Genomic DNA, 26977 nt, shown 5'->3' on the forward strand with positions numbered 1-26977 from the left:
GTTTGGGTGACGCCCCCCAACCTCCCCCTCGCACGCACCGCGCTCTACGGGATATCTCGCATAGTCTTGCACGGATCTCTGCGCGAAGGCTCAGCAGCCCGCCTGAGGCGGCGCGAGATACCGTCAGGCCTGCTGGCGGAATGCGCTCGGAGATGTCCCGTAAACAGCCTTGAAACAGCGATTGAAGTAGCTCAGGCTGTTGAAACCGACGGCGTAGGCCGCCTCGGAGATGGTACAATCCTCGCGCTCGAGCAGGGCCACGGCGTGCTCCAGGCGAACCCGCCTCACCAGTTCGGTTGGCGTCACGTCGGCCTCGGCCTTGAGCTTGCGGTGGAGCTGCGAGTAGCTCAGCCCAACCTGGGCGGCGAGGTCCTCCGAGGTCAGGTCCGCATCCGCCAGGCGCTCCTCCACGACAGCGCGGACCTTGCGCTCAAACGGTCCGAAAGGCGCCTCGGGCTCTGCGGAGACCTGCATCGCCCCCCGAAGCCGATCCACCAACCTGCGCCGTGACTCGAGGACCCCGGCCATCTCGGCCAGCAGCAGCGCGGGATCCAGCGGCTTGGTCAGATACCGGTCTGCGCCGCTTCGCGCACCCTCGAGGCGATGTTCGTCGTCGGCCAGCGCCGTCAGAAAGATGAACGGCAGGCCCTCGGTATCGGGCGTTGCCTGAAGCGCCCGGTGAAGCTCCATCCCGTCCATCCGCGGCATCATCACGTCGCAGACAATGACGTCGGGCAGGAGGCCTCTCTCCACGTGATCCAGCGCATCCCGCCCATCGACCGCTTCCACAACCGCATAGGTCGCCTGGAGCGCCGACCTCATGAACGTTCGAATGTCCTCGTTGTCATCCACGAGCAGAGCGGTCGGGCGGTCTTCCTCGCCCGGCGCGGGGCTCGGATCCGCACCAAGGTCGGCGGTCGTGGACACGGGCCCGTCGCCCCGCACATCCGGCGTGATAGTTTGACGTGCGCCGTCCAGCTGGTCAGGAACGAGCGGCATTCGCACGAGGAATGTGGAGCCGTGGCCCTCGCGACTCTCCACGGAGACGTGCCCTCCGTGCAGCTCCGCAAGTTCCTTGACGAGGCTGAGTCCGATCCCTGTCCCCTGGTAGCGACGGGTGGAAGTGGGGTCGGCCTGGTAGAAGCGATCGAAGATCAAGGGGAGCTTGTCGGCGGCAATGCCGATGCCAGTATCGCGCACCTCGATAAGGGCATGCTCACCCGCTGAACGAACGTTCACGAAAACGTGCCCGCCGCGGTCGGTGAACTTGACGGCGTTCGAGACCAGATTGGTGACGATGCGCTCCATGAGACCGCGATCAAACAGCGCAAACAGGGGCGGTGCGGCACCCACAATCAGCGTCAGCCCTTCGCGCTCGGCCAACGCCGTCATTCCGAGCGCAGTCTGACGCACGTGGGCGGACAGATCGATGCACTCGGGCTCATAGGGCAGGGTCTTGCTCTCCAGACGGGCCAGCTCCAGAATGCGGTTCACCATCCCGAGAAGCCGGTCTGCGTTGCGCTGCATGAGCTCGAGCGATTCCCGGTCCGGATGGCCTTCCCGCGCCAGAAGCTGCCGGAGTGGACCGATGATGAGTGTCAGCGGCGTCCTGAACTCGTGACTGACATTGGCAAAGAACCGGCTCTTGGCCATGTTCAACTCGCGAAGCTCGGCCGCCTGTCTTTCAGTCAGCTCTTTCTCTCGTCGAAGGTCCAGCGTGCGCTCCGCCACCTGGGCGTTCAGGCGACGCTCCCGCTCCCTGGCCTGCCGGGACACAAGTCGTCCGGCCCCGAAAACGAGTCCTACGGCCGCAAGCACCATGAAGAGCCTGAAAGCCAGCGTCTCGTACCAGAACGGCAGAATCGTGATGACCCTCGCCGCCACCGGCGCAGCGTCCGCATGGGCGCGCGCGCGCACCTCGAACGTGTAGGCTCCGGGATCAAGGTTGGTAAAGGACACCTCGCGGGCGGGTGTCACGCGCCATTCGTGATCGTATCCCAGCAGGCGATACTCGAATCGGAGGCGCTCGGGCGCGGTGAAGTCCGGAGCCGTGAATCGAATGCTGAAGTCCCGCTCGTCGGGGGCCAGCGTCGGCCCGGCCACTGAGCCGTTTGCACTCATCCCGAGGATCGCGGCCCTGGGGGGCGGCCGCTCCGAAATGCGTGCTGGGTCAAACTCGGCCAGGCCTCCCTGCGTGGGAAACCAGATGTGCCCATCGCTGGACTTGAGGCCGGCGCTGCTGTAGCCACCGTTTCCCTCGCGGTTCGCCAGCCCCTCGCGATCGGTGTAGACTACCGGCTCCACGCGAGCACGGAGCCCATCGGCCACCGCATTCAACTCGTCCTTCCAGACCCAGAACACCCCGTAGTTGGTGTTCATCCACAATCGCCCAAAATCATCCTGGAGCACGGCGTGAAGTCCGTTCCGGAAGAGCCCCTCCCGTTCGGTGAAGTGCACGATACCGACCGGATCCGCGGTGTCGCGGTCCAGATCGACCCGGTTCAGACCGTTGTCCTCCGTGGCCACCCACAGGCGGTCCGGAACGTCCGGATCGGTCAGGATCCAGCGAATGGTATTGCTCCCCAGGCCCTGCTCGTGGCCGTAGAAGGTGAAAGCGCCGTCCTTGTGCCTGGCGATGCCCCGCTTCTCGCTGCCCAGCCAGACGACGCCAGGCTCCGATTCGGCCACGGTGCGGAACTGGGCGCCCTGATGGACGAGCGATGAGCCCGTGCCCTCGATCACCCAGAGGTCCCTTCCCGGCGCCGCGAGCCAGATGCGACCCAGGGAGTCCTCGAAAATGGCCCGTACGGGCCCCCCGCGGTGGTTGTAGGGTACGCGCTGCCACTCGTCCGGGCGAGGCAGGCGATGCGGCACCGTCCGGGTCCAGTGGCTGTCGAGGAACAGCCGGCCATCCCTCGCCGCCATCCCGACAGGGTGCCCGTCCGAACCCGGGACCTCCCTCCAGGCTCCGTCCGTGAACACCCAGTCGGTCACCAGGCCCCACGAAGACGTCCACATCCTGCCATGTTGGTCCTCAATGATGGTGTAGACGTTGTCGTCGCCGATGCCCGTGTGCATCCGGACCTCGGACGGGATGTAGGCGTGCAGGCCCTTCTCGCTGCTGGCCCAGACGGTCCCGTTCGCGTCTTCGATCAGTCGGGTGAAGTTGGTGCCCTCGTCCAGGACCGTTCCATTGCGAACCAGGGTCGTTCCGGTGGCCATCCAGAGAATGCCGCGGCTGTCCACGAACTCGTGGCAGCCTCCAGCCCGAAGGGCCGAGAGCCGGGTGATCTTGCCGTCGTGATAGCGCCAAAGGCCATCCCGGGCGCGTCCGATCACAAACGCTCCGCCCGGCTCCCGTGCAAAACAGTTCCAGCCTCCCTCCAGTTCGAGGAACCACGTCGGGAGGTCCATGGAGACGCGCTCAAACCGGCTCCCGGAGAGGCGATACAGGGCCCCATCCGGTTCGAGGTGCCAGACCACACCCTCCGGATGCTCATAGATGGGACCTCCGGCCAGGAAGCGCCCGTCCACTCCGCGGAGGGGCCTCGCCTCGCCTTCCGTCCAGTCGATATAGCCCCTGATGTTATCCTTTGTCACGGCGAGGCGGCCGTCCCGGATCCAGACCGTGACCTCCACCCCCGGAGCCTCCGGGAGTCTCATTTCTGCCGGACCCTCGATGTTGGTGACGCCCGACTCGGAGAACGCCAGCCAACGAGGCTTCTGCCCCGGGTACCACCCGCCCTGATGTACGTCCACGACGACGTTCGGCCCAGAAGACCGGACTCCCCGCTCGAATCGCTTTATCCAGCCATTGATGACCTCTCCACCGACCAACAGCGGCCCGAAGCTTCCGTCCGGTTGGCGGACAAACAGCCCGGTACCCTCCAATTCTATCAGGAGCTGTCCACCCGAAACGGCGGCCACCCGCAACAGGCGATTGTTTGGAAAACCGTCCGAATTGCCGGCGTTGAATACCGTAAACTCCTGCCCGTCAAACCGCACCAGGCCTTCCACCGTGGCCAGCCACAGGAAGCCTCGCTCGTCCTGCGCCAGGTCCCGGACGGCGTTCACCGGCAGGCCGTCTTCCACGCCCCAAAATCGGTGAATGAACCGCGTGTCGTCCTGGGCATGGGCTCGGGATGGGTCCAGAGCGACGACCAAACTCGCGATGACTATGCAGACAGAAGGCCGCATACCCTAAAGATGCAGGATTTGGGCCGGGATTTCCCGCACCATGCCCGCAGGGGCTTGCACGTATCTCGCCTGGTGGCGCTGGCACTCGATGTTCGGCGGCCAAGGCCCTACGGCGCTGCACGGGGAGAGTGTGGCCTACTGACGCCCATCGATTCTTTGCGCCATGAACCGCCCCGGGTTTTTCGGAGACCGGTTTATGTGAGTGCCGCCTGAAGGGTGGTGTCTTCGAGGCGGTGGTGAAAGTGGTCCTCGCATTCTGCTGGCAGGTATCCAAGGGGTGCGAGAGCCGGTGGTTATTGTACCACCAGACCCACTCCAGCGTTGCCAGTTCGACGTCTTCAAGGCTCCGCCAAGGACCGCGGCGTCGGATTAGTTCGGTCTTGTAGAGTCCGATGACCGTCTCGGCCAAGGCGTTGTCGTACGAGTCGCCCTTGCTGCCCACCGACGGCTCGAGGGCCGCGTCGGCCAGGCGTTCGGTGTAGCGGATGGACAGATACTGGACGCCGCGGTCTGAATGATGGATGGGCGGCCGTTCCCAGCCGTGCTCGCGGTCCCAGAGAGCCTGCTCCAAGGCATCCAGAGCCAGGTCGCTCTTGAGCGAGTTCGATACCCTCCAGCCGACAATCCTGCGGGCAAAGGCGTCGATGACGAAGGCCACGTAGACGAAGCCGCGCCAGGTCGCCACGTAGGTCAAGTCCGATATCCACAGGCGATTCGGAGCGGCAACCTTGAACTGGCGATCCACCAGGTCCTCTGGCCGCTCCTCCACGCTCGCAGGAACGGTGGTGTAGACGCGGCGGCCACGAACAGCGCCCTTGAGGCCCATCTGACGCATCAGGCGCGCCACCGTGCAGCGGGCCACGGAGAAGCCCTCCCTTAGCAGTTGCCGCCAGACCTTGCGGACTCCGTAGACCGAGTAGTTCTCCTCGAATACCCGCCGAATCTCGACAGAGAGTTCCTCGTCTCGTACCGATCGGGCGGACCGTGTCGACGGATCGCGTTCACGCTCTCTGAAAGCGTAGTAGGTGGACGGAGCAATCGGCAAGACCTTGCAGATTGGCTCGACTCCATAGGCTTCTCGGTGATCGTTGATAAAGGCCACAATTACCGATGTCGGCGGTCGAGCTCCGCCTGGGCAAAATAGGCCGACGCCTTTCCGAAGGATCTCGTTGGCGCGTCGCAGTTCGCGGTTCTCACGCTCGAGTTCCTTCATCCGGGCGCGCTCCTCAGTCGTCACGCCCTCTCGCCGCCCCGTGTGTTGTTCTACTTGCCTTACCCAACGGCGGAGCGTCTCCTTGGTGCAGCCAATCTTCGGGGCTATGGCCTGGATCGTCGCCCACTGGGAGCTGTGCTCGTGCTGGTGATCAAACACCATCCGGACGGCCCGCGCTCGGACCTCCGGAGAATACCGTGATGCTGGACTCATGACTCCAAGTTCTCATACGTTGGAGTCTCCGGCAAACCCGGGGCGGTTCAAAGATTACCACCCCCGTGGCTGGTGTGCAGGAACTACCGTAACCCAACAAGCTCCTGCAGGCACTAGCGCCGGATCCAGTCAGTCGATAAGTGCAGGCTATCGATATATGGAGTGTATCGCTACGACCGGCACAAAATACAAAGTGGATTCCTGAAGCGTACGGCAGGGTGAAATCCTCAGAGCCCGAGGGTTGATAGTCACGGCCGACCCCGAGGGTTGACGGTAATCTCCTTTTGTACGGGATTGGCTTGGCGGTCGACCTTCGTGGGCTTGATCAACGACACTTAGAAATTCGCCTCGCATTGCCTCACGTTTTCTGCTACTGAAGCCGGCCCGTTGCCTCACCTTGGATGCTACCCACCGCCATCCAGAGGTAACCCATGTCGAAATTGGCCCGCGAAGCCCGCGCTCAACTCATCCTCGCTATCTCGGAACGCTACAGGCGGGCGGACAAGACCGCGCGATCGGTCATCCTTGACGAGTTCGTCGCCGTCACCGGATTCCACCGCAAGCACGCGATTCGTGTGCTCAACGGCGGCCAGGAACTGCGCCCATCCACGCGAAGCGCTCGGCCGACGCTCTACGACGAGGCCGTCCGGCAGTCGCTGGTCGTCCTCCGGGAGGCGTCTGACCGCATTTGCGGGAAGCGGCTGAAGCCGCTGATTCCGCTCCTCATCGAATCTTTGGAACGGCATGGTCATCTGAATTTGGACAGCGTGGTGCGGTCAAAGCTACTTAAGGTGAGCGCCGCCACCATTGATCGCCTGTTGGCCCCGGCCAGGCACGCGACGGGTGACAGGCGGCGACCCAGCAAGCCTCGCGTCAGAGCGAGCATCCCAGTCCGAACGGCCGGCGACCGGCCGTCCGATGTCCCCGGATTCGTGGAGGCGGATCTGGTCGCCCACTGCGGCGGAAGCATGGCGGGCAGCTTCGTGCACACCCTTGTTCTCACGGATGTCGCTACGGGATGGGTGGAGTGCCTGCCGATCGCCGTGCGGGACGCCTCGATCGTCCTCGATGCCGTGCGAGCGATTCGACGGAGCCTACCCTTCCCGCTTCAGGGTCTGGATACCGACAATGGAACCGAGTTCGTGAACGCAGCAATGAAGGCCTACTGCGACGAGGAAGGAATTGAGTTCACGCGTTCGAGGCCCTACCGGAAGAACGATCAGGCCTGGGTGGAGCAGAAGAACGGTGCGGTCGTCCGGCGAATGGTCGGATACGGCCGGCTCGAGGGTGTCGCGGCTGCGGAATCACCCGGGCGGCTCTACTCGGCGACGCGACTGTTCGTCAACTTCTACCAGCCGTCTTTCAAGCTGATCAGCAAGTCGCGGCATGGCGGAAGGACCCGCAAGCAGTACGAGACGCCCACGACTCCTGCGGCACGTCTCGCGGCACACCCGTCTCTTTCAGACGAGATGAAGTACCGGCTACGCGCGGTCACGCTGAGCACCGATCCGCTACGGCTGCTCGAGGAGATCCGAGCCGTTCCGCACCACATCGCGAACCTGGCGGCCGGAGCCAAGCTCACCGGTGTACCAACACGCGACGCCGACCTCGACGCCTTTCTGGCCGGTCTATCCACCCTGTGGCGGTAAGGCGATCCCCGGCCGACACACCGCAAGCCGGCCAAGGCGAAGCGGTGGTGGCGAACACACCCCGACGATTTCGAGGACGTCTGGCCGAAGGTTTTGACCTGGCTCAACACCGAACCACACCGGACCGCGAAGGAGCTCTTCGAGCGACTCCGGGAGGAGCACCCCGGCACCTTCTCTGACGGCCAGCTCCGCACGCTCCAGCGCCGGGTCAAGGCGTGGCGTGAGCAGGAGGCCCGGCGCCTAATCTTTGCCCAATCACCAATCTGACCCGTAGCCTTGGGTAACATTCCATGTGAGGCACGCGGGTAGCAAAGTTTGGTGAGGCAACGCGCCGGGGAATCTTAACCGTCGTCAATCGTGGGCTTGACGCTCGCTCTCTGAAGGCCGTGATCGTTTGGCCGGTGTACTTCTTGAAGACTGGTCCGGCCGTTTCCTCGCGCTTGAAACCCACTGCTGGTGCAACAGAAAAACACGGAAGGTCAGTCCCGCGAAGAAGCATTTTCATCTGCCTGACGGGTCGAGCCCGATTGCTTCGCCCAAAGAGTGGCCGCGAGCCCTCCTGGTAGGACTTTCGAGTTGTCTCGCAATTCAGGTTTGCCTGTAGGCAGACGTCTGTAGGCGAGCTGATTTCGGGCAGTCTGAACGCAAGAAATCGTTCAATCTCGGTGGGGCTGTTTGTGCGATTGTCGGTTCCCGACGAGACTGAGACTTCGCGCCGGCGAGAGGGGGCTACTCACCTATGCAAGCGGAAATGGCAGCACTTTTCCGACAGGCTTTGTCGACTCAGACCGTCAGCTTTTTGGCACGACTTGCTTAACGGTTGTGAAGAGTCCGGCAGAGCGAATTCAAAGACAGGTTCGCGGTCGGCCGAAAAGAAGAGAATCCGACTTGACCAAGCCTGGGGTCTGGCGTATCTCGACCTCAGCGGGTAGCGAATACCAGCCAACAACAGGACAAGAACATGGTGAGTCGCGAGGAACTTGATGCAGCGCTCTTAGACGCGGGGATTCCCCGCGATGCAGTAATTGACCTGGCTGGCCTCGCTGAAGGCCGGTCCATTGAAATAGATGGTCAGGTCCTCGATACGGCAAACACTGGCTGTCCTGGGGTCGTCTTGAAACGACTGTCCGGGGGGCGGTGTCTCAAACTCACCCTTGCCCCGCCAAAGCTCTATGTTTGCCCGGACTGCGACTAGTCTTCTGGTGGCCATTAGCCTGCTGTCGGGTGCTCCGAGCGCACAAGCCCAGGACAAATCGGACGTGGAGCGACGAACAGTGGAGCGGCTCACTCCCAGGTCATTCTTCAACCTCGGCGCACTCTCTCTTCACCGGACAACAGGGAAACCTTGGAACGCAAATGAGCAGGACATTGCCGATGTATGGATCCGCGAGAAACTGACCTTCGAAGCCTACTTGTCGACTGCGGTTGACTGGGACATGAGTGGTATTCCTCGGAGTATTGGGATAGGTGGTAGGTTTTTTGGCGTGTTGGCGATGAGGACCCACATTCGAATGCTCGAAGAGTTGGGAAGCATCCAAGTCGATTCTCGGCCGGTCCGTTCACCCTCGTACAACCCCGGCGGATACGTTATGTACTTCCCTAGGACCAACTTGGGCGCCGGTGGCGGCTACTTCCACTATTCGAACGGGCAAGAGGGTCAGACTTTCCACCCGAACTGTGGTCTAGACACTAGTGGTGCCTTCTGCGTCGAGGAGGGGTTCTTCAACACCTCGGACGGGAATTTTTCGACCAACTACGCCTACCTGGTAGTAGCCTGGACACGAGGTCCCCGGCTCTTCACGATCGAGGGATTTCACTACACATCTACGGATGCGCTTCAGGCGCCGCATTGGCCGAAGCGTCGATTGGCGGTGTCCGCGTACTTCGACACCAAAGACATCGCCGGAAAGGTGCTAGGGTCCCATTCCAAAATCACCGCGACCCTTAGTAGCCAGCCCAGCCGAGGCGACAGGCAGGCCGGCGTTGAACTGTTCCACGGCCTATTTGGCCACGAGAAACTCGGCGGGGCGGAGATTGGAGTTCACGTCTACTACGGTTACGACACATACAACCTCCGATTCAAGGCTCGGAGATTCTCTGCGGGAATAGGCTTGTCGGTACCGATGCATTCTCGCCAGAATGAATCGTAGAACTGACTTTGCTACGCTGGAAGACTCCCAAGGTGACCCCGGACAGGTGGTTTGGCCCCGATTGGCCACCTTCGCATTCGTTAAATCGCTTCTTGAGCGGTGAGACCTGCTCTCAATCGCGGCGAGGCGGGCGAGAAAGGTCTTGGAAGTGGCCCCTCCCTGACCCTTGCATGACCCATCTAGACTGTATCCGAGCATGGCAAACTTCTGGCAAATCGCACTCACCGTATCCGGCCTTGCTGCTATTGGAGCGTTTGTTTTTTGGTCGCTGTACAAGGGCTGGCTGAGTCTACCCGTGTGGGTGCCGATGACAAAGGAGCAGCAATACTCCCTGTTCAAGTTATTCCTGATTCTGGTCTTCCTGTTTGCGCTTGTCCTGGTTGGCGGATACATCTTCATGACGACCTACGAATCGGAAATCGAAGCCGGGCAGGAGATCAGTCTAGAGGTCCCGGCACCCATGGTTCGCGCGACCTACCACACCGTTCAAGGTCACGCTATAGCACTACTTTCTCAGGGAATGCTAGGAAGCCAACTCCAGCGGCTTGTGGGGGGGACACCAGTGGTCGCCGAGAACGAAGTACTGGGAGCATTCGCCAATCTCCAGCGACGGTTCGGCTGGTCGCTGGATGAGGAACACACACAACTTCTGGAGGCTGACTCGGCCTTTGCGCCCCCCGAGACCCTTAAGGTAGTCCCGAGCGTCTTCGGGGCAGCCGGGTCGATCGAGCTCGATAGACTCGCTTCAGAGCCCTTGTTTGCCCAGCCGTTTTCTGGTCCAGACTGGAGAGGAGACGTCGTTTCCGACCCGAACTTCGGCGGGACTCCTTCGGAGATTATTGCTCAACTGTCAGAAGGTAGAATCAGCGCCGGCAACCTTCTGTTGCGTCGAAACGTTCCGCTGGCAAGAATCGGACTATTTGAAGGGGCTGCAACCTCGTTCTTCGAAGAAGTAGCTGGGGACGGGCACCCCGCAGACTTTTTCTCGGTTGCGGTGGGCTTCGAGGGGTGCGGAGACTATTGGGCAGCGGACTTAACTACGCCCTTGCTGGCGATGAGGCTCCTAGTCGTGAAAAACGTCAGTGTCGATCCCATCCAATTCGAAGGCGGAAGTGGTGTGATCGGCAGAGCGACGGGTATCGGCTCTGTGGGAGAGCGCTTGGACTCCGTCGCCGTCAGTCTGAACCTCGAAGGCGCGGTCATTGAGGCCGGCCAAGCCCTGGTGATTCCGGTTGCTCTGTTTTACACGAATCAACAAGATGAGGTGGGCGAGTCAGAGGACCGAGACTGGGAGTCGCCAATCGCGATAGATGCGGATAGCCTGGCCGAGGCTTTGGCTGGCATCGAGTCGTTGGAGGTTTTGCCCCCTGAGGGATGGTGCGCCGATTGTCCGGCGATCAGGGTCTCGCCATCAATCTTTACAGGCTCCACCCGGAATACTCTGGCCGGGGATAGTACGGTCGACCCGTACAGATATCCGCTGAAGGTACTTCGGGTGGACACTCTTCAGTACAACGGATTCAAACGCCCAGTGCTCTCCGATTCCGGCACAGCCGAACGTCCGGTATTCATCTCCGCTGGCAATCGGTTTCCCTTCGGAAGCTGTCCATTCGTCTACTCTACCGATGGGCGGGCGCTAGGTAGGACTTTGACCGGCAGAGACCGTCGGGAAAAGCGAGGGACCTACTCAAAGTGGATCGTCCCCCCGGCGGAGGGCATCGTCATTTCGGAAGAGGAGGATGAGACTTCATTCATTAATGCCGTCTCAATGACCTGTCGAGACGGGCAGGGCAGGTGGGTCCAACACCTGCCCGAAGACTCGGTGATCGTCAGAGAGGATGAACGCTACCACATACTCCGGAAGGGTGACCAGATTGAGGTGCAGTTCAGTTTCGACCGCGAATACGTCGAGTGTCGGATGGATGTTAGTGGGTACTATATCCCTGATACTCCCGGACCGGCGACCCTTCCACTCTAAGGTCCATGGCGAAAAACATCGCGCTGTTCCTCCACGGCACCCCCAATAAGGCCTCGACGAACACGAATGTCTGGCGGCTACATGAGGCGCTGTCCGATAGACGATCGGACGATGTTGCGCAGCAGAAGCATTGCGACGAGGGTGTCGGCACTGAGTGGTTTCATTGCTGAGGGCGCCGCATTTGGGAGGGGGCTCAACAGGAATGTGAGGCAAGCTTGTGCCTTCCTTCGCGGCCCTGAGGGGAGGCGAGTTCGATCCAAGCCCGGGCGCGTCGGAAGAATTGCGGGGCAAACACGCTAGAAGCTCTGGCATTGCGTGACCCGCCCCCAGGTTACCCCAAGGGCCTCATCAGACTTCCCGGTTTGCCCTCCAGGGCTAGTCACCAGCGATATCTGGACCGTATCGCTATACGAGGACCGACAAAGGAGCGATTTCCGTTCAAACTTCCTCCCGTCTTGTCGTCGGTCTGGACGTCCACAAAGACACGATTATGGCCTGCACATTTGATCCCGCCTCAGGGAAGATCGGCAAGGCCCGTCAGTTCAAGCACACGCCGGATCGGCTACACCGGTTCATTGATGGTCTTCGGGGCCCAGGGTTGGAACTCCAGGTCTGTTATGAGGCATCCTCGTGTGGCTTCGTGATCTACCGGCAGCTCGCCGCGATGGGGGTGGCCTGCGCGGTGATTGCCCCGAAATCAATTCCGCGCCGAGCCGGCGACCGGATCAAGACCGACCGCCGTGATGCGGAGAAGCTGGCTACCATGTACGCCGGTGGCCTCCTGGAGTCGGTCCGCGTTCCGGACAAAGAGCTCGAGCAAGTGCGGGTGACCTGACCTGATTTTCTATACCACCCGCTATGCTAGGATTGGCGCAGGTTTGAGGTTTAGGCTCTGGGCAAACTCGGCGGGCGTTCTGTAGGCGAGACTGCCGTGCGGATGTTCTTTGTTGTATTGCTGACGCCAGAGCTCGATCAGCGTCTTGGCCTCCAGCAGGCTGCCGAATTGCTCTCGGTCCAACACTTCGTCTCGAAGCCGGTTGAATGGAGATGTTAGAACGGCACGCGGGTACAACAGAAGATGTTGTCCATCATTTGAGACAGCTTGAGATAGACTTGGGTCATGGCCACCCCACGCGCGAGGTCTCAATTGCCGACATTAGAGAATGCGCTATTCCGATGGCAAGGTTTCAGGGATTGGCGAAGACATATCTTCAGGACTGCGAGTGGGAGAGGTTTGAGAAAGAGCGTTTCCTCGGTAGAAGGGGGATCCAGCACGGAGATCTGCATCCCGCCAATGTCCTTTTGATAGACGAGAGGCCGCTGCTTATCGATTACGAGAGGTACGAATCCAGCGCGCTACTCTGCACAGATCCCGTGACGCTGGAGTTCAGTCTCCTGTTCCACCCTGACGCCGTTCGTTGGCGTGGCGACTGGCCGTCAGAGGAGCAGGCGGCCGAATGGCACGACATTAACACCTACACCAGAAACTGCCCGGCGGCGGAGTTTGTAATCGCGTGCCGAGAGTGGGCTTACGCCACGGAAGAGGACCCGCGAGCTGTGGCTGCATCGGTCTACGCATACGCATGTCGTCAATTACGCTACCCGAAGACCGACAAGGCGCTCGCCATAGCCCTCATCCGGAGGTCGATCGCCATGTTCGAATGAGGCAGCGGGGACAGAGTTTTCAACGATTGTCCCTTGGGTGGTTCTGATCCGGCGATTAGGGGGGCGGGGTTCGCTGTCGAGACCGGCACTATCCCCTCGCCGAGGTGGCGTCCATGGCCGGTAGGGGGTGTCATCCTCCGACGCCAATTCAAAACAGGAATGGCCCACAGTCCGAAGGAGAATCAGGCTGTCCACGCCGATGACGAACCGCTGGCTCCCGAATCCGGCGGATGGCTAGGTCCCTGCCCGGGGACGAGCGCGGACTCCTCGCTCTTGACGTCTTGACACGCTTTAGCCTTGGACTCTGAAGCCCAGCGCCTATCGGACTCTTGCTGGTCTTGCCTCCATCTCCATCCGCATGCGATTCAGCCTCTGCTCTCGAGACATCTCTCTCTCATCGTGTGGGATAAGCCGTCCGGTGTTCACCACCAGGACTCTTGCGTCTGCTCGAATTGTCCCAAACAGTCCCAGGAACAGGTGAAGACCGGCTATGCCGGAGGGTTCGGCAAGAATCCCGTTTGAGGCGGCAACCATCATCGCCTCTTGGGTGAACCGGGGGTCCACCTCGACAAGGCCTGACCCGCTACCACAGACTCCGCGAAATTCATCCATGATGCGATCCAAATGATGGGGCTGAGCGTGGTAGAGTTTGTCGAATTCATCCTTGTCCTGCTCGTTTCGACAACATGCCCCGTAGAAGACACATTGGGACAGCCGTTCAGTGTCACCACGCCAACGAGGGTCTTTCGTATCCGCAGATAGTTGCTCCTTTAGTGTTCTCAGCGTCTTACGGAATAGATCTGCCGAACCGACAGGAATGAAGCAGTAGTCCGGATTGGTGTTGAGGATTTCGAACGCCATCCAGTCGTAGTAGTCCTCTGTTATTCTCTCCAGGTCCGGACCAGTCCCAAGCGTCAGATCGATTCCACTGGGGTTGTTCGTCAGCCGGAGAATATCACGCGAGTCGAGGTCCTTCGGCTCAAGAGGACTCGTGAAAACCTCACAACCATCGGCCCTGAGCGAATCAATCATCCTTGGATTCGTTGCCTCGTCCACCAATACCCTCAGCGGAGGCAGTGCCAGTCCCGTTGGTCCTTGCAGTTCTCGCTGAATCGCAGTCGCTGCCGAACCTGCGGACAGGATTGACAGGCACCTAGGTTCTCTCCCTGCGTCCCGGTCGTCTTCTACTGCCTTGGCGAAGGCCTTCGCGACCTCCCAGCCCAACCGATCCTTGTGAGTGCCGGACCGCCTATTGTAGCTCTCGTCCTTGACAAACAGGCAGAATCCTTTCGCTTCAATGGGAATGGTTGGCGTAGCCGGAAACAACGGTGCCTGCCTCGGGAACTCCGGATTGAATGGATCACTTTCTGACACTGAGCTAGCGAACGTTCGAATAGCTCGAGCCTGGTCAAAGGGCGCCCGACGATCCAACCACAAAGCGAGCCCATCCTGGTTTCCCTTAATGAAGGAATAAATCCTCGCGAGAGTCGAGGTGAGGATCTGCTCCTCGTCATGCTCCTCAAGCTTGCTCAGTCTGTGCTCCAGATCTCGCAGGTACGTCGATCCCATCCCCATTTTCTGAGACAGACGTGCCTTTTGCTGTTCGCTGAGCAAGTATCTACCGAGTTCCGGATAGGCGTGCTTGTAGAGTTCGTCAAGTAGGCGATTGAGCTCCCCTTTTGACCACGCGTGTCTTGACACTGCACTTCCCGTCTAACTGAAATGTGACCATTTCGGCGCTTTCTGGCAGGAACGGACCTGGCCAGCTGCACCATCCAACGACCATAGGGAAATCTCAGGACGGTCGCCATGGGCGTTTCGCCTCGTTTCTACCATGAGGGGCTCCGGAACCAACAATCGGGAGCCACGACCGGAGGCGTGTCGGTTCCGACCGAAAAACGTTCGGGTAGTTCTGATGTGAAGGTGTCCGGGATGTGTCGGCGCGTCTGGCGCTCGGTGTCGCGACCTCCGTCGGCGTTGGCGCCGAGTACGCCTTGATTGGAGGTCCTAGGCTCTAGATGGCGCTCAAAAACTCGGTGTCGCGACCTCCGTCGGCGTTGGCGCCGAGTACGCCTTGATTGGAGGTCCTAGGCTCTAGATGGCGCTCAAAAACACAGCTGCCGGAGGCGGCCTCCCGGTGGTGTCCTGTGCCTAGGTTAATCATAGCTCGACACGCGCTTCGAGCGCGGTCAGCCGAATTGGCCTCTCTAGGTCCGACGAATTAGCCTCTCCTGCAACCGCGTTGGACTGGACAAACGAGTTGTCTGAACTAGCCTCCCGAAGCGGCCGAAAATCTGACCTCGGTGACCGAGAGGCGTCTGCTCCCTGTTGCCATTGGAGCGAACGGCGACCGATAGTTGTACGGAAACAGATCGGGGCCCACGTCTATCGCCGGACAGCTGCAGACGGGACCCCCTTGAAGAACCCCTCTCGGGGCGCATTCTGACCGAAGTCTAAGGAACCTGGTTCGGAATTGCCCTCCGGGAATCAAGAAAGGAGGAGGGAAATGTCTTTTGGTTCAACTGAGCATCCCCACCAACCCGGCGGAGGCATCCCTCTGTGTCCCGAAGTGGTCCAGAAGGCCATGGAACCCGACCGTTGTGTGGTCGAAGCGGTCGGAGGCCCGGCCGGAGGGTTTATCACGTTGACCCGGGTTGGCGTCGGTCCGCTCCTGACGCCGGCTGGGAGGTTCTGGATGTACCAGTTCGTCGCCGATGACGAATGGGGGAACTACCAGGCTCTGGTTAAGGTCGATGAGCTTGGTCAAGACCTGCGGCCTCGCTTCGTGCGAGACGAGTCACTGCTGGTACGCCTTGACTCCGGCTGCGCCACCGGCCAGGTGTTTTCGGATGTAACATGCGAGTGTTCCGAGCAACTCCGGCTGGCCATGGAGCGCATCCAGCGGTCTGGCCAGGGCGTGGTAGTCCACTGCCGGGCCCAAGATGGCCGTGGAATGGGCACCGCCTTCAAGTTGGGGACGCTCTGGATGCAAAGCGATTGGGGCCTCGATACCGTCGGGGCTGCCGTGGCCCTCGCCGGAAGCCAGCACATCGACCGTCGCACATATGGTGGGATGATCGCCGTGCTGCAGTACCTCGGGGTGCGTCAGTCCCAACCGATAACGGTTGCGACCAACAACCCTGACAAAATCGCGGCGTTCATCTCCAACGGATTCTCGGAGGTCAAGCGCCAGGAAATCGTCATCGGAGCTACTCGACACACGGGTAGGCACCTTAGGGCGAAGGCAGAGCACCTTGGCCACCTCGGACTGGGGGCGCGGTCGTGAAGGATCGAGCATGGACCGGTGTGCTTGCCGTCTCAGGTCCGTCGGGCGTCGGTAAGACAACTCTGCGCCAAGCGCTGCGCGCGCGCGACGGGCGCTTCGAGAACGTCGCAGCATTTACCACACGACCCATCCGCCCGGGCGATTCAGATAGACTCCACATTTCCGACCAGGAGATGGACCGATTGATTTCTTCAGAGCATTGCATTGGCGTCAACGATGTCTACGGTGCGAGATACGCAACGCCTGTACGCCCCATCACGGATGTGGTAAGGCAAGGGAAGGTCGCTGTGCTAGACTGGCCGTGCGATCGCATTGGCGAACTCCGGTCGACGTTTAGGGCAGAATGCGCCGTCGTTTATCTGATCCCCCCGAACAGTCGGGTACTTCGGGAACGACTTACAGCCGACACGAGAGATCCGTCGGGCGAGCGACTACGGCTTGCGATAGAGGAACTGTACAGGATCCGGGCGTCCGGCTACGCCCATGTTGACCATGTCCTCACAACAGCCTCCGATCCGCGCGAATTGGCGAGGGTAGTTGAACAGCTCTTGGCCAACGCATAAACCAAGCGAACGTGGGAAAGAGAAAGCTTCGTCGCGATCGTTTCTTCAGTGCCCGTGGTGGAACTGCGACCATCTTGTCTATCCGTTGTGCGCGATGTGGTGCCATTCTTCTAGAGTATCAGAAAGACGGCCGCGGGAGGCTATTCCGACTGTACGCCGACAGGATCAGGAGTACCCATCGCATGCTGGCACCAATGCTCAAAACAACTAGCGTATCGGAAATGTCACCGCTGATTTGTCCGGATTGCGACTCAATTCTGGGTATTCCGACTGTCTACGAGCGCGAGGGACGGTTGGCCTGGCGACTCCAGAGAGGAAGTATCCAAACCGCGCGGCGATAAGTCACCTACCCCGCACCACAGCAGGAGTCTCGGCCGCGGCTAGGGTTGAACTCACGGACCCTGCGTGCAAGCCTCTGTCGTAACTCATATGCCCGCAGACAGGGGGGCGATCCGATTGTGCCGCGTGCAACTCCAATGTGTGGTCGAACTGCCGCGGGGGGCCGCAGAGACGTAGCGCGACAAGCCCCAGAGCTGAGCCTTGCAGCATAATGTGTCACCACGGTGGCACCATGCCGGGCTAACGCCTTGCACAGCAAGGGGTTATTCTATCCTGTGTGGGTCCTAGTGGATTCGAACCACCGACCTCTACGATGTCAACGTAGCGCTCTAACCAACTGAGCTAAGGACCCGACTACGGGCAGGGCGGCGAAAATAGGGGGGTGGTTCAGATTCGTCAAGCACTTTGCGGGGTCTTGACGGGCGACCCCGGAAAGCGAAGCCCGCGGCGGTCGCGTGGGCAAGAAGCCCCAGGCGGGCGCGTGGTTGCGCCACACCGGCAAGCCCCCATCCAGTCGCGCCCGCGACTTGGCACGCCATTGGCAACACGGTGCGCAAGCCGAAAAGGGAATGGGGTGCTTGAAAACGCACCCGGTTCTGGCCGATACCCCCCGTAGGCACTCTGGCACTTACCACCAACATGAAGTACGACGTCATCATCGAAGGCAAAGGGCAGCGCTCGGGACAGTCTGAAGGCTGGTCCGCGGATTCCACCGAGGGGCCGCGTCCGGTGCCAGTGGCCCGGCGCTATCCGCCGGTCATCCAGGTGCTGACCCCAACGGATGCAGCGATCGAGCAGCAGCTTTCTGCCTTCGCGCGCCAGTCGTACAAGCAGGGCAAGCCGCTCAAGGACATCTGTCGCGACCTCTATCACTTTGCCCATTCCCTGGGTTTTGAGGCCACAATCGGGGTTCAGGAGGTCTACAGCGCCTCCATGCCGTCCTTTCCGGGACAAACGGTCATCTCCGCATTGCTCATGGTGGACATCCGCCCGCTGTGGATGCAGGATGAGATTCGCGGCGAAGCAAGAATGGGCTACGCATCCTGACCCAAACGGGTTGATGCGGGTATAAGGCGGCCTTTCAAAACCGCCCCGACACGCCTTTGACCACCGACCAGCTGCTGCGCACCCGCCGCACGGTGCACAACTTTGAGCCACGCAAGGTGGACCTCGCAATCGTGCGGGAAGCGGTCGATTCGGCCCGGTGGGCGCCCAACCACAAGCTCACCGAGCCCTGGGAATTCGTGCTGATCGGCGGGGAAACCGCTGCCGCCATTTCGGAACGGAATGCCGAGATGTTGCGGGAGACAAAAGGCGAAGCCCGAGCGGCCCACAAGCTGGCCCGATGGCGGGCCATCCCGAACTGGATGCTTCTGACGTGTCGCCGTTCGGACGATGCCTTTCGGGAGCAGGAGGACTACGCAGCGTGCTGCTGCGCGGCCCAGAACTTCATGCTCAGCCTCTGGGCGCGCGGTATCGGTAGCAAGTGGGGCACGGGCCCGGTGACCCGGGACTCCGAGTTCTTCAAGCTGGTGGGCATCAACCCCGCAGAGCAGTTCGTGGTCGGCCTCTTCTTTTTTGGTTACCCGGCGGACGAGCCCAGGTCCGTGAGGAAACCGCTGGGCGATGTGCTCCGCAGCCTACCCTAGAACCTGACGGCCACGTACGCGCCGTTCGGCGCAACAGCGAATGCCATCGCCGATCTCCCTGCCCGGCCTGCGCGGCGCGCTGCGCTGAGACCGGAGACCAACCGGTTCGCCACCAGGCTGGCCACCAGGACAGTACGCCTGCGCCGCAACGTCTCGCTCTCTTCCCGCAGTTCGCGGTACTCCAGGTAGTCTCGCTCCTCCTGCCAGTTCCATTGGAAACTCGGGTCGGCGACGTAGTCGATGTCGTCCCACGCACGATTTCGAAGGCTCACCTCCAGAAACTCCTCTGAGCTGCGATAGGTGGCCAGCCGCAGAAAGAACGTGCGATTCTTGCCATTGAGATCGGCACCTGCGCCTCCGGCCGCCAGGGTGCGGTAGCTCTCGACCGCAGCACCCCGGCGCCACTCCGCGCTGCCGGCACCCAGCACCATTCCGACGTCCGCGGTCGCAAACAGGCTTCCTGTCGTTCCCCACGCGCCTCCGTTGGCGTAGTGGTGCCCCCACCCGGGGAGCACGAGCGACCTGAAGAACGCACCGCGAGCGCTTTGCGCCTCCGCCGTAAGGGGGAGCGCCGCGACAATCAGAGCCAGGGCAAGGGTCTTTCGCATCGCCCGGTCAACGTGACCTGGCGCGCTCGGATCCGCCGGCCGTGTACCTTTCCCGCTCACCCACCGCCACTGCCATGCGCATCGCCCTCCTGCTGCTCCTCGCCTGCACCGCTCTTCCGTCACAGGCCCAACGTGCGCGAGATCTCGGCCTTCCCATGGAGGGCGTCGCCGGTCCACTGAACGCCATCACGGATGTGGCCGGTATCGAAGTCGGTTTTACAACATTGATCGAAGGCGAGGGACTGGTGGAAGTCGGCAAAGGCCCGGTGCGAACGGGCGTCACCGCCATCTTTCCCCGCGGCAAGGCCGGCGTGACCGACCCGGTGTTCGGAGCGTGGTTCTCCCTCAACGGAAACGGCGAGATGACCGGCACGACGTGGATTGAGGAATCCGGGTTCGTCGAGGGGCCGGTGCTCATCACCAACACGCACTCCGTCGGCGTTGCCCGCGATGCGGTCATCGCCTGGATGGTCCGGGAAGGCCATCTGGACGGCGACTTCATGATGCCAGTCGTAGCCGAGACCTACGATGCGCTCAACGACATCAACGGTCAGCACGTCACGACCCAACACGCACTCGATGCGATGGACGCGGCGGCGGCCGGCTCCGTGGCGGAGGGCAATGTCGGAGGAGGCACTGGCATGATCTGTCACCAGTTCAAGGGCGGCACCGGCACGGCGTCGCAGGTGGTGTCCATCGGCTTCGACCGGTACACGGTGGGTGTGCTGGTTCAGTGCAACTACGGCGGGCGTTCGCAACTGCGCATTGCCGGGGTCCCGGTCGGCCGTGAAATGCAGGACCCGCGCATCTGTTGGGACCACACGGAGCTTCCCAGGGCCGGGTCACGCGCACCGCTCTGCAGCGAGACCGGATATGCCCCGGATGAGGATCGTGGCTCGATTATCATCGTGCTCGCGACCGACGCGCCCTTCCTTCCGCATCAGCTGAAGCGTCTGGTTACCCGCGCTTCACTGGGCGTCGGCAAGATGGGCGGCATCGGTGGCAACAGTTCCGGCGACATATTCCTTGCGTTCAGCACGGCCAATCCCGAAGCCGGTTTCGGCCGCGCCTCCCGCGATCTCAGCATGCTGCCCAACGAGTTCATGAACCCCTTCTTTCAGGCGGCGATCTGGGCCGTCGAGGAGGCGATCATCAATGCCATGCTGGCCGCCGAGTCGATGACCGGAGCGGACTACCTGCATGTGCCGGCGCTGCCCCACGACCGCCTTATCGAAGTCATGAAACAGTACGGACGATGCCCCGACTGCTGATCCTCGTGCTCCTCGCCGGCTGTTCGGGCCCCCAAACCCTGACGGTTACCGAGCGGGCTCCCGCCAATCTGGACCGGCCGGCCGGCACAGAGCGCATCGACCGGCGCGGGGTCACCCAGGTTTGGGTGCCGGCAGGGGAGTTTGTCATGGGCACGGCGGACACGACCGGCCTCAATCCGCCCGCATGGGCCCTACGTGTGCTGGATTCCGAGCTGCCGGCCCATCCGGTGCGACTCACCCGCGGCTACTGGATCGACAAGTTTGAGGTTACGATCGCGGACTACTGGGCATTCATCGACGCCGGCGGCTACGAGGATTCCACCATGTGGTCCGAACAGGGCCGGGAGTTTCTTCGCCGAACGGAGTCGCCTGCCATCTGTGGCGATGATCCGGAGCATCCGGTGACCTGTGTTTCGTGGTTCGAGGCCGAGGCCTATGCCCGATGGAGAGGTGGCAGACTCCCGACCAACGCGGAGTGGGAGTTCGCTGCTCGAGGTCCCGAAAGCCGCATCTACCCCTGGGGCGACGAATGGGACCCATCGCGCGCAAACGTGGTCGGCTCCGAGGGCACTACCGCAGTCGGATTCTTTCCTGGAGGCGTGTCCTGGGTGGGCGCGCATGACATGGCCGGCAACGCGATGGAGTGGGTCAGCGACTGGCTCCGGCTCGACTACTACCAGCCTGCGCTGATGATTGACCCGCAGGGTCCGGAAACCGGCCGCATCAAGATCGAGAAAGGCGGCTGGTGGGGCAGCAATCCGTTTGTGGCACGCTCGGCGTACCACCATTTTGAAGACCCGCCGAGCTATCGCGACCACCACATCGGATTCCGGGTGGTCACCGGGGACCGCTAGAAGATCACCCGCGCACGCACATTGAAGGTCCTGGGAGTGAGCCGCGTCGGCACGCGCGTCCAGATACCCGCCGCGTTCGGTATCCAGGTGTAGGACACGGTGTTCGTCATGTCGAACACGTTCAGCACCTCCATGGTAGCCTCCAGCCGCACCGGCTGCGACGAGCTGCGCTCAAACAGGTCCAGTTCCCGGGTCACCCCCATGTCAAATCGGAAGTAGCGCGGATAGCGCGCCGAGAACCGGTCGCCTGGGGCCTGTACCAGCAGGTTGCCCACGCGCGGTCCCGGCACCGGAGGCGTATACGGAAGGCCCGACCCGAAGAGCATGCGCATGTGCAGCCGCCACTGGGGATCATTCGGAATGTAGTCCTGCAGGTAGATGGAGACGGTGTGCCGCTGATCGGTCGGACGCGGAACGGCACTGGTCCCATCGCCCGTAAGATCCTCGCGGGCATGCAGAAAGCTGTAATTGACCCAGCTCTCCATGCCGGGCACGAACTCGCCGCGCAGCTGCAGATCCAGGCCGCTGGCCCGCGCCGAGCCGTCATTGTTGCCGGAGTAACGCACGCGCACGTTGTCGATGTCGTACGAGATCAGATTGGCGATGCGCTTGTGGTAGGCCTCGCCGCGCAGCACAAATCGAAGCCGCGGCAGGAAGTACTCGATGCCCGCCACAAACTGAGTCGAACGCTGGCTCTTCAGGTCCCGGTTCAGCGCTCCGAGAATGGTCTCGCCGATCTCCGGCTTGCCGCGCAGCTCGCGGTAGGAGGGACTCTGATGGTAGATCCCCCATGAGCCGAGCAGCACGGTATTGGCATCCAGGCGGTAGCGGGCGGTGACGCGTGGAGAGACGGTCCACTCGTCATTGAAATCGAAGTAGTCGCCGCGCAGCCCGATGGTAAGCAGGAAGCCGTCTCGCGCGGGATGGGGAAGGGCGATGGCGTCCTGCACATGCCAGGCGCCGCGGAATGCCCCCAGGGACGCGGCGTCGGTCAGGCTGTCGGCCACAATGCGAACGGGCGTGCCGTCCGTGGACCGTCCCGATATGACCGACTTCTCTTCGATCCGGTCGTCAAACTCGAGATCGCGAAGCTGCCAACCGGCTTCGAGGGCGTGGTTGCCCACCACCGCCGAGTAGCGTCCGGAGCCCGTCAGCGTACGCACGGCAACCCGGTTGTCGGCCGCGTCCTCCTGCCGCGAGTTGCCTATCGGGAACAGGCCGTCGTCAGGCCTTGGGTTGGCCGCGCCAGGGTCCACCAGGAAAAGCAACGCGGAGCCGGAGAGCTCAAAGCGCTCGCTTTCTTCGGTGTCGAAGAGTGAAAACGCATGCTCGGCGCGGATCCTTCCAATGGGCGTCGTTATCCGCAGGCCGCCGAAGGTGGTCTCGTAGCCGTCCACTTCCTCGTTGCCGGCGTCATAGCGGATCCACATCGACTGGAGGTTGGTCGGCGCGAGGTCAGTGTCCTGGCTGACCGTGCCGAAGAACGTGCGACGGGCGTTCGGATTGAGCGTGAACTGATGCCGGGCACGGATGCCCAGCACCTCCACCACTGCGCGCGCGTTGGGCCGCCACCGCAGGCTGACCTGCGCATCGGTGAAGTCGGGGTCGTAGTCGCCCTGCAGTTCCTGGGTGCCGAAGAATCGCCGTGGCCGGGACTTGCGCACCCCAGCCAGCCAGCCGAGACGCCCCGGGATGACGGCTCCGCCGGCGGACACGCCCGCATCCAGCAGGGAGGCGTAGGCAGCTCCGGAGGGCTGGGTGCTTTCGGATTCGGTGTTGCGGTAGCTCACCTCGACGGCGCTGGCCAGTTTGCCACCGTAGCGGGCCGGGAAGCCGCCGGAGTAGAAGGTGATGCCGTCCGCGAGCTCGGCATTCATCAGGCTGAGTCCTTCCTGTTCGCCCTGCCGGGGTCGGAACGGAAGGAAAATTTCAAAGCCGTTGATGAAGTAGAGATTCTCGTTGAACCCGCCACCACGCACCGAGACCTGGTTCGACATCTCATTATTGGTGGCCACTCCGGGCAGCACCTTGAGCACGCGAGCCACGTCACGAACCGGGGTGGGAATGTCCCTGGCGGCCTCCGGGGTGACCGTGAACACACCGGCCTCGACCGTCTGTCGGTCTTCCTCAACTACCACACCTTCCAGGTCCACCGTGGCTGCCCGCAGGGTCACATTCAGTTCCGAGATGCGCCCGGTCCGGATGAAGATGGAGTCCGTGCGGGCCTCGAAGCCCACTGCCGAAAACCTGAGCGCGTAGCGGCCGGCCGGCATGCGGAGCGACCACGTGCCGGCGCTTGTCGAGGCGGTGCCGAAGTTGGTGCCCGTGACCACGACCGTCACGCCGGGAAGCGGCTCACGGGTGTCGGCTTCGCGAATGGTGCCCACTGCCTCGCCCCATTGCTGGGCGCTGGCCAGGGGCACAATGCCCATCGCACAGAAGAAAAACGCAGCCAGTCGGCGCATAAAACCGGAGTCAGTCAGAAGTACTGTATCGGTCGTGCCGGGGCGTGGTGTAGTTCGTGCGTGAGGCAGGGGTCAGGAGAGAACCAGCCATCCAACACGTGTGAACAGCCAGAGTTCGAGCGCCGGGACGATAAAGCCAAATGCGGCGCCGAGCATCACCTGATTCCGCGAATGGGCGTCATCCCGGACCCGGGCCCACATAAGGACAGGGGTGAACAGGGCTGCGGCTACGGGATAGGCAGCCGGGAGGTCAGCGCCGAAGACCATCCAGAGGCCCATGGCGGCGGTCGCGGCCACCGATGCCACATGCACGGAGATCTTGGTGCGGAGGTTGATCAGGAGCAGGAGCGTGGAGTTGATCGGGAAGACGGCAAACAGCGCTGGTAGCAGGTTGGTGGTGGGCCATTCCCCGGCAGACGCAGCCCAGACGGCTCCTATTCCGAAGAGCACCGACACCGCGAAAGCGGGCAGGCGTTTCTTGCGATCGCGCACTTCGAGCGTGCGCGCCTCACCACTCACCACCAGCCAGAGCACCAGCGTCAGAGGGGCCACCCCGAGAAACAGTACCGCGATGCCGACGGCTTTCCAGGCGTCCTCAACCGGCCAGGAGAGGGCCCAGGTCAGCCAGCCGAAAAACGCGGCCGGCAGCACCATGGGGTTCACCACATAGCCGACCACCCAGGCCATCCGCGTGAGCGGATCGCGGCGGGGGCGATCCGGCGTGAGCGACATCTCAGTAGGCGCGGGCGTAGATCACGCGGCCTTTGGACGGCCGGCCGCTGACCGGGTCGGTACCCGGATTCTCGTAGCCTTCCTGAGGAATGCAGCGGATGGTAGCCTTGGTCTCTTCCTTGATCTTGGCTTCGGTTTCTCCTGTGCCGTCCCAGTGCATGCGGATGAACCCGCCCTTCTCGTCCAGCACTTCCTTGAACTCGCCGTAGGAGTCGACCGTCGTCGTGTTTTCCTCCCGGAACGAGAGCGCACGATCAAACAGGCCCTGCTGAACCTCATCCAGCGTGGTTTTGACGGTCTGGACCAGGGTATCGACAGGCACGGAGGCCTTTTCGCGGTTGTCACGACGCGCCATTTCGACAACGCCGTTCGCTACATCGCGCGGGCCGATGGCGATGCGCACCGGCACGCCCTGCACCTCGTACTCGTTGAATTTCCAGCCGGGGCGCTGGCCCTCGCGGTCATCCAGATACACACGAACGCCGGCGTCTCGCAGCTTCGCTTCCACATCGCGTGCGGAGGCCAGCACGTTCAGCTTGTCCTCCTCCTTGCGATAGATGGGCACGATCACCGCTTGGCGTGGCGCGAGCTTCGGAGGCAGAATCAGGCCCTGGTCATCCGAGTGGGTCATGATCAGCGCGCCGATGAGCCGGGTGGAGACGCCCCAGGAGGTGCCCCACACGTATTCCAGTTCGTTGTCGCGATTCTGGAACTGGCAGTTGAATGCCTTGCCGAAGTTCTGCCCCAGGAAATGCGACGTGCCGGCCTGTAGCGCCTTGCCGTCCTGCATGAGCGCCTCGATACAGAAGGTCTCGTCGGCACCGGCAAAGCGCTCGGCCTCCGTCTTGACGCCCTTGATGACCGGCACGGCCATGTAATCCTCGGCGAACGTGGCGTACACATCGAGGATCTTCAGCGTTTCCTCCATGGCCTCCTCGCGCGTGGCGTGGGCGGTGTGCCCTTCCTGCCACAGGAATTCCATGGTGCGCAGGAACAGCCGGGTGCGCATCTCCCAGCGCACCACGTTGGCCCACTGGTTGATGAGGATCGGCAGGTCCCGCCAGGACTGCACCCACTTGGAATAGGTATCCCAAATGATCGTCTCGCTGGTCGGGCGCACGATCAGGTTCTCCTCAAGCTTGGACGCCGGGTCGGCAATCAGGTCATCGCCCTCCACCTTGAGGCGCGAGTGCGTCACGACCGCACATTCCTTGGCAAAGCCCTCTACGTGGGCGGCTTCCCGCGCCAGGAACGACTGCGGAATGAAGATGGGGAAGTAGGCGTTCTGGTGCCCCGTGGCCTTGAACATGCCGTCCAGTCCGGCCTGCATGTTCTCCCAGAGTGCGTACCCGTTCGGACGCACGATCATGCAGCCGCGAACCGGCGAATAATCCGCCAGCTTGGCATGCCGGACCACATCCAGATACCACTGGGAGTAGTCCTTTTCGCGGGGGGTAATTGCGTCAGCCATTGTATACAGTGGTGAACGGTAAAGAGTACAGCCTCGGGCGGAGCGGGGCTATATACGCGCCTCCTGAGGCCTTCCCCGCGAATGGCCGGGTCTTTGCCGTATTTTCAATGCGATGCTGAAATGCCCCACACACCGGTTTTCAGGCTCTTTTTCGGGCGATGGATGCTGCGGTGCCTCAGGCACCGGCAATTACCCCATCGTCCGGGGGAATCCGGTAACATTTTGGTATGTGCACGAGTAGCAAACTCCTACCCTGACGCACCCCGGCCATGCTGACCAAGCGCTTCTCTCCGATTGCACTGCCACTCCTGGCGGTCTTCCTGCTTACCGGCTGCTACACGCAGTTCGCCACCATCGAGGAGGGCTTTGTCGATGAGCCCGATGTCGAGATCATTGAGGAGTACGACGAGGACGGCAACCGAGTCCGCAGCGAAGTCTACTACGACGATGACGACTATTGGTACCGTCGGCCGGGGTACTACACCCGGTATTTCGGGCGGTACTACGATCCCATGTATCGGGATTGCTGGGACTACATGTGGTGTGACTACCCGACCTCCTACGTCTCGATCGGGTTCGGCTTTGGGTATGGCGGCCGGTACAGCCCGTGGGGTTGGGGAAGGGGCTACGGCTCGTACGGATTCGGTAGCTACTGGCCGTACTACACGTACAAT

19 protein-coding genes, 1 tRNA gene, 1 pseudogene and 1 other annotated feature are annotated in these 26977 nt (G+C 61.9%); of the genes and pseudogenes, 12 read left to right on the forward strand and 9 right to left on the reverse strand.

The window, feature by feature from the left end:
- Positions 1–123 precede the first annotated feature (123 nt).
- Together JJ896_11895 and JJ896_11900 are read right to left on the reverse strand one after the other, a co-directional pair.
- Positions 124–4197 carry a helix-turn-helix domain-containing protein gene (locus JJ896_11895; protein ID MBO6780347.1) on the reverse strand — a complete coding sequence of 1358 codons (4074 nt, stop codon included), beginning with the start codon at positions 4195–4197 and terminating at the stop codon, positions 124–126.
- 194 nt (positions 4198–4391) lie between these two features.
- Positions 4392–5623, reverse strand: a protein-coding gene (locus tag JJ896_11900) for an IS3 family transposase (protein ID MBO6780348.1) whose coding sequence is annotated in 2 segments (ribosomal slippage) — positions 4392–4483 and positions 4483–5623 — 1233 coding nt in all. Because the reading frame shifts where the segments join, the coding sequence is not laid out codon by codon here.
- Positions 5228–5344, reverse strand: a sequence feature (AL1L pseudoknot). It overlaps the preceding gene by 117 nt.
- Before the next feature lie 431 nt (positions 5624–6054).
- On the opposite strand from JJ896_11900, the pseudogene JJ896_11905 reads away from it, so the two are divergent.
- The 5 genes and pseudogenes from JJ896_11905 to JJ896_11925 all read left to right on the forward strand — a co-directional run bounded on the left by JJ896_11905 (position 6055) and on the right by JJ896_11925 (position 12235).
- Positions 6055–7539: pseudogene (locus JJ896_11905) on the forward strand (transposase family protein).
- A gap of 935 nt (positions 7540–8474) precedes the next feature.
- On the forward strand, positions 8475–9422 hold the full coding sequence (locus tag JJ896_11910; protein MBO6780349.1) for a hypothetical protein: 948 nt from the start codon (positions 8475–8477) through the stop codon (positions 9420–9422).
- 196 nt (positions 9423–9618) lie between these two features.
- Entirely contained in the window at positions 9619–11400 is a 1782-nt protein-coding gene (locus tag JJ896_11915; GenBank protein ID MBO6780350.1) for a hypothetical protein, read from the forward strand.
- A 5-nt stretch (positions 11401–11405) separates the two neighbouring features.
- Positions 11406–11570, forward strand: coding sequence for a DUF2235 domain-containing protein (locus JJ896_11920; protein ID MBO6780351.1), 165 nt, complete (start codon positions 11406–11408; stop codon positions 11568–11570).
- A gap of 320 nt (positions 11571–11890) precedes the next feature.
- Positions 11891–12235: a transposase gene (locus JJ896_11925; GenBank protein MBO6780352.1), complete on the forward strand. Its 345-nt coding sequence runs from the start codon at positions 11891–11893 to the stop codon at positions 12233–12235.
- Between the two features lie 21 nt (positions 12236–12256).
- Here the strand turns inward: JJ896_11925 and JJ896_11930 are convergent, their stop codons facing one another.
- Entirely contained in the window at positions 12257–12418 is a 162-nt protein-coding gene (locus JJ896_11930) for a transposase (protein ID MBO6780353.1), read from the reverse strand.
- A 74-nt stretch (positions 12419–12492) separates the two neighbouring features.
- Between JJ896_11930 and JJ896_11935 the strand changes: the two genes are divergently transcribed.
- Positions 12493–13065, forward strand: a complete 573-nt coding sequence (locus tag JJ896_11935; protein ID MBO6780354.1) for a phosphotransferase — start codon at positions 12493–12495, stop codon at positions 13063–13065.
- A gap of 318 nt (positions 13066–13383) precedes the next feature.
- Here JJ896_11935 and JJ896_11940 read toward each other — a convergent pair whose 3' ends face one another.
- The gene (locus JJ896_11940; protein MBO6780355.1) at positions 13384–14766 is read right to left on the reverse strand and encodes a PLP-dependent lyase/thiolase; all 1383 of its coding nucleotides are present in this window, start codon (positions 14764–14766) and stop codon (positions 13384–13386) included.
- Positions 14767–15649: 883 nt separating this feature from the next.
- Here JJ896_11940 and JJ896_11945 point away from each other — a divergent pair.
- Both JJ896_11945 and JJ896_11950 read left to right on the forward strand, forming a co-directional pair.
- Positions 15650–16351: a hypothetical protein gene (locus JJ896_11945; GenBank protein MBO6780356.1), complete on the forward strand. Its 702-nt coding sequence runs from the start codon at positions 15650–15652 to the stop codon at positions 16349–16351.
- Between the two features lie 20 nt (positions 16352–16371).
- A complete protein-coding gene (locus tag JJ896_11950; protein MBO6780357.1) occupies positions 16372–16914 on the forward strand; it encodes a hypothetical protein in 543 nt (180 codons plus the stop codon).
- Between the two features lie 617 nt (positions 16915–17531).
- Here the strand turns inward: JJ896_11950 and JJ896_11955 are convergent.
- A tRNA-Val gene (locus tag JJ896_11955) sits at positions 17532–17605 on the reverse strand.
- Between the two features lie 287 nt (positions 17606–17892).
- Between JJ896_11955 and JJ896_11960 the strand changes: the two genes are divergently transcribed.
- Complete coding sequence (locus JJ896_11960) at positions 17893–18300, forward strand: hypothetical protein (GenBank protein ID MBO6780358.1); 408 nt, start codon at positions 17893–17895, stop codon at positions 18298–18300.
- 56 nt (positions 18301–18356) lie between these two features.
- Positions 18357–18902, forward strand: a complete 546-nt coding sequence (locus JJ896_11965) for a nitroreductase (protein MBO6780359.1) — start codon at positions 18357–18359, stop codon at positions 18900–18902.
- Here the strand turns inward: JJ896_11965 and JJ896_11970 are convergent.
- On the reverse strand, positions 18899–19510 hold the full coding sequence (locus tag JJ896_11970; GenBank protein MBO6780360.1) for a hypothetical protein: 612 nt from the start codon (positions 19508–19510) through the stop codon (positions 18899–18901). The genes JJ896_11965 and JJ896_11970 overlap by 4 nt on opposite strands.
- A gap of 74 nt (positions 19511–19584) precedes the next feature.
- Here JJ896_11970 and JJ896_11975 point away from each other — a divergent pair, with 74 nt between their 5' ends.
- Together JJ896_11975 and JJ896_11980 are read left to right on the forward strand one after the other, a co-directional pair.
- Positions 19585–20781, forward strand: coding sequence for a P1 family peptidase (locus tag JJ896_11975; protein MBO6780361.1), 1197 nt, complete (start codon positions 19585–19587; stop codon positions 20779–20781).
- A complete protein-coding gene (locus JJ896_11980; GenBank protein ID MBO6780362.1) occupies positions 20766–21635 on the forward strand; it encodes an SUMF1/EgtB/PvdO family nonheme iron enzyme in 870 nt (289 codons plus the stop codon). The genes JJ896_11975 and JJ896_11980 overlap by 16 nt, the downstream gene beginning before the upstream one ends.
- On the opposite strand, the gene JJ896_11985 is transcribed toward JJ896_11980, so the two are convergent.
- From JJ896_11985 to JJ896_11995, 3 genes are all read right to left on the reverse strand, one after another.
- Positions 21632–24100: a TonB-dependent receptor gene (locus JJ896_11985; protein MBO6780363.1), complete on the reverse strand. Its 2469-nt coding sequence runs from the start codon at positions 24098–24100 to the stop codon at positions 21632–21634. The genes JJ896_11980 and JJ896_11985 overlap by 4 nt on opposite strands.
- A gap of 72 nt (positions 24101–24172) precedes the next feature.
- A complete protein-coding gene (locus JJ896_11990) occupies positions 24173–24787 on the reverse strand; it encodes a hypothetical protein (GenBank protein ID MBO6780364.1) in 615 nt (204 codons plus the stop codon).
- Positions 24788–24833: 46 nt separating this feature from the next.
- On the reverse strand, positions 24834–26303 hold the full coding sequence (locus JJ896_11995; GenBank protein MBO6780365.1) for a proline--tRNA ligase: 1470 nt from the start codon (positions 26301–26303) through the stop codon (positions 24834–24836).
- Positions 26304–26977 lie beyond the last annotated feature (674 nt).

The sequence above is a fragment of the Rhodothermales bacterium genome (genome assembly GCA_017643395.1).
In the GTDB taxonomy this organism is placed as follows: Bacteria; Bacteroidota; Rhodothermia; order Rhodothermales; family UBA10348; genus JABDJZ01.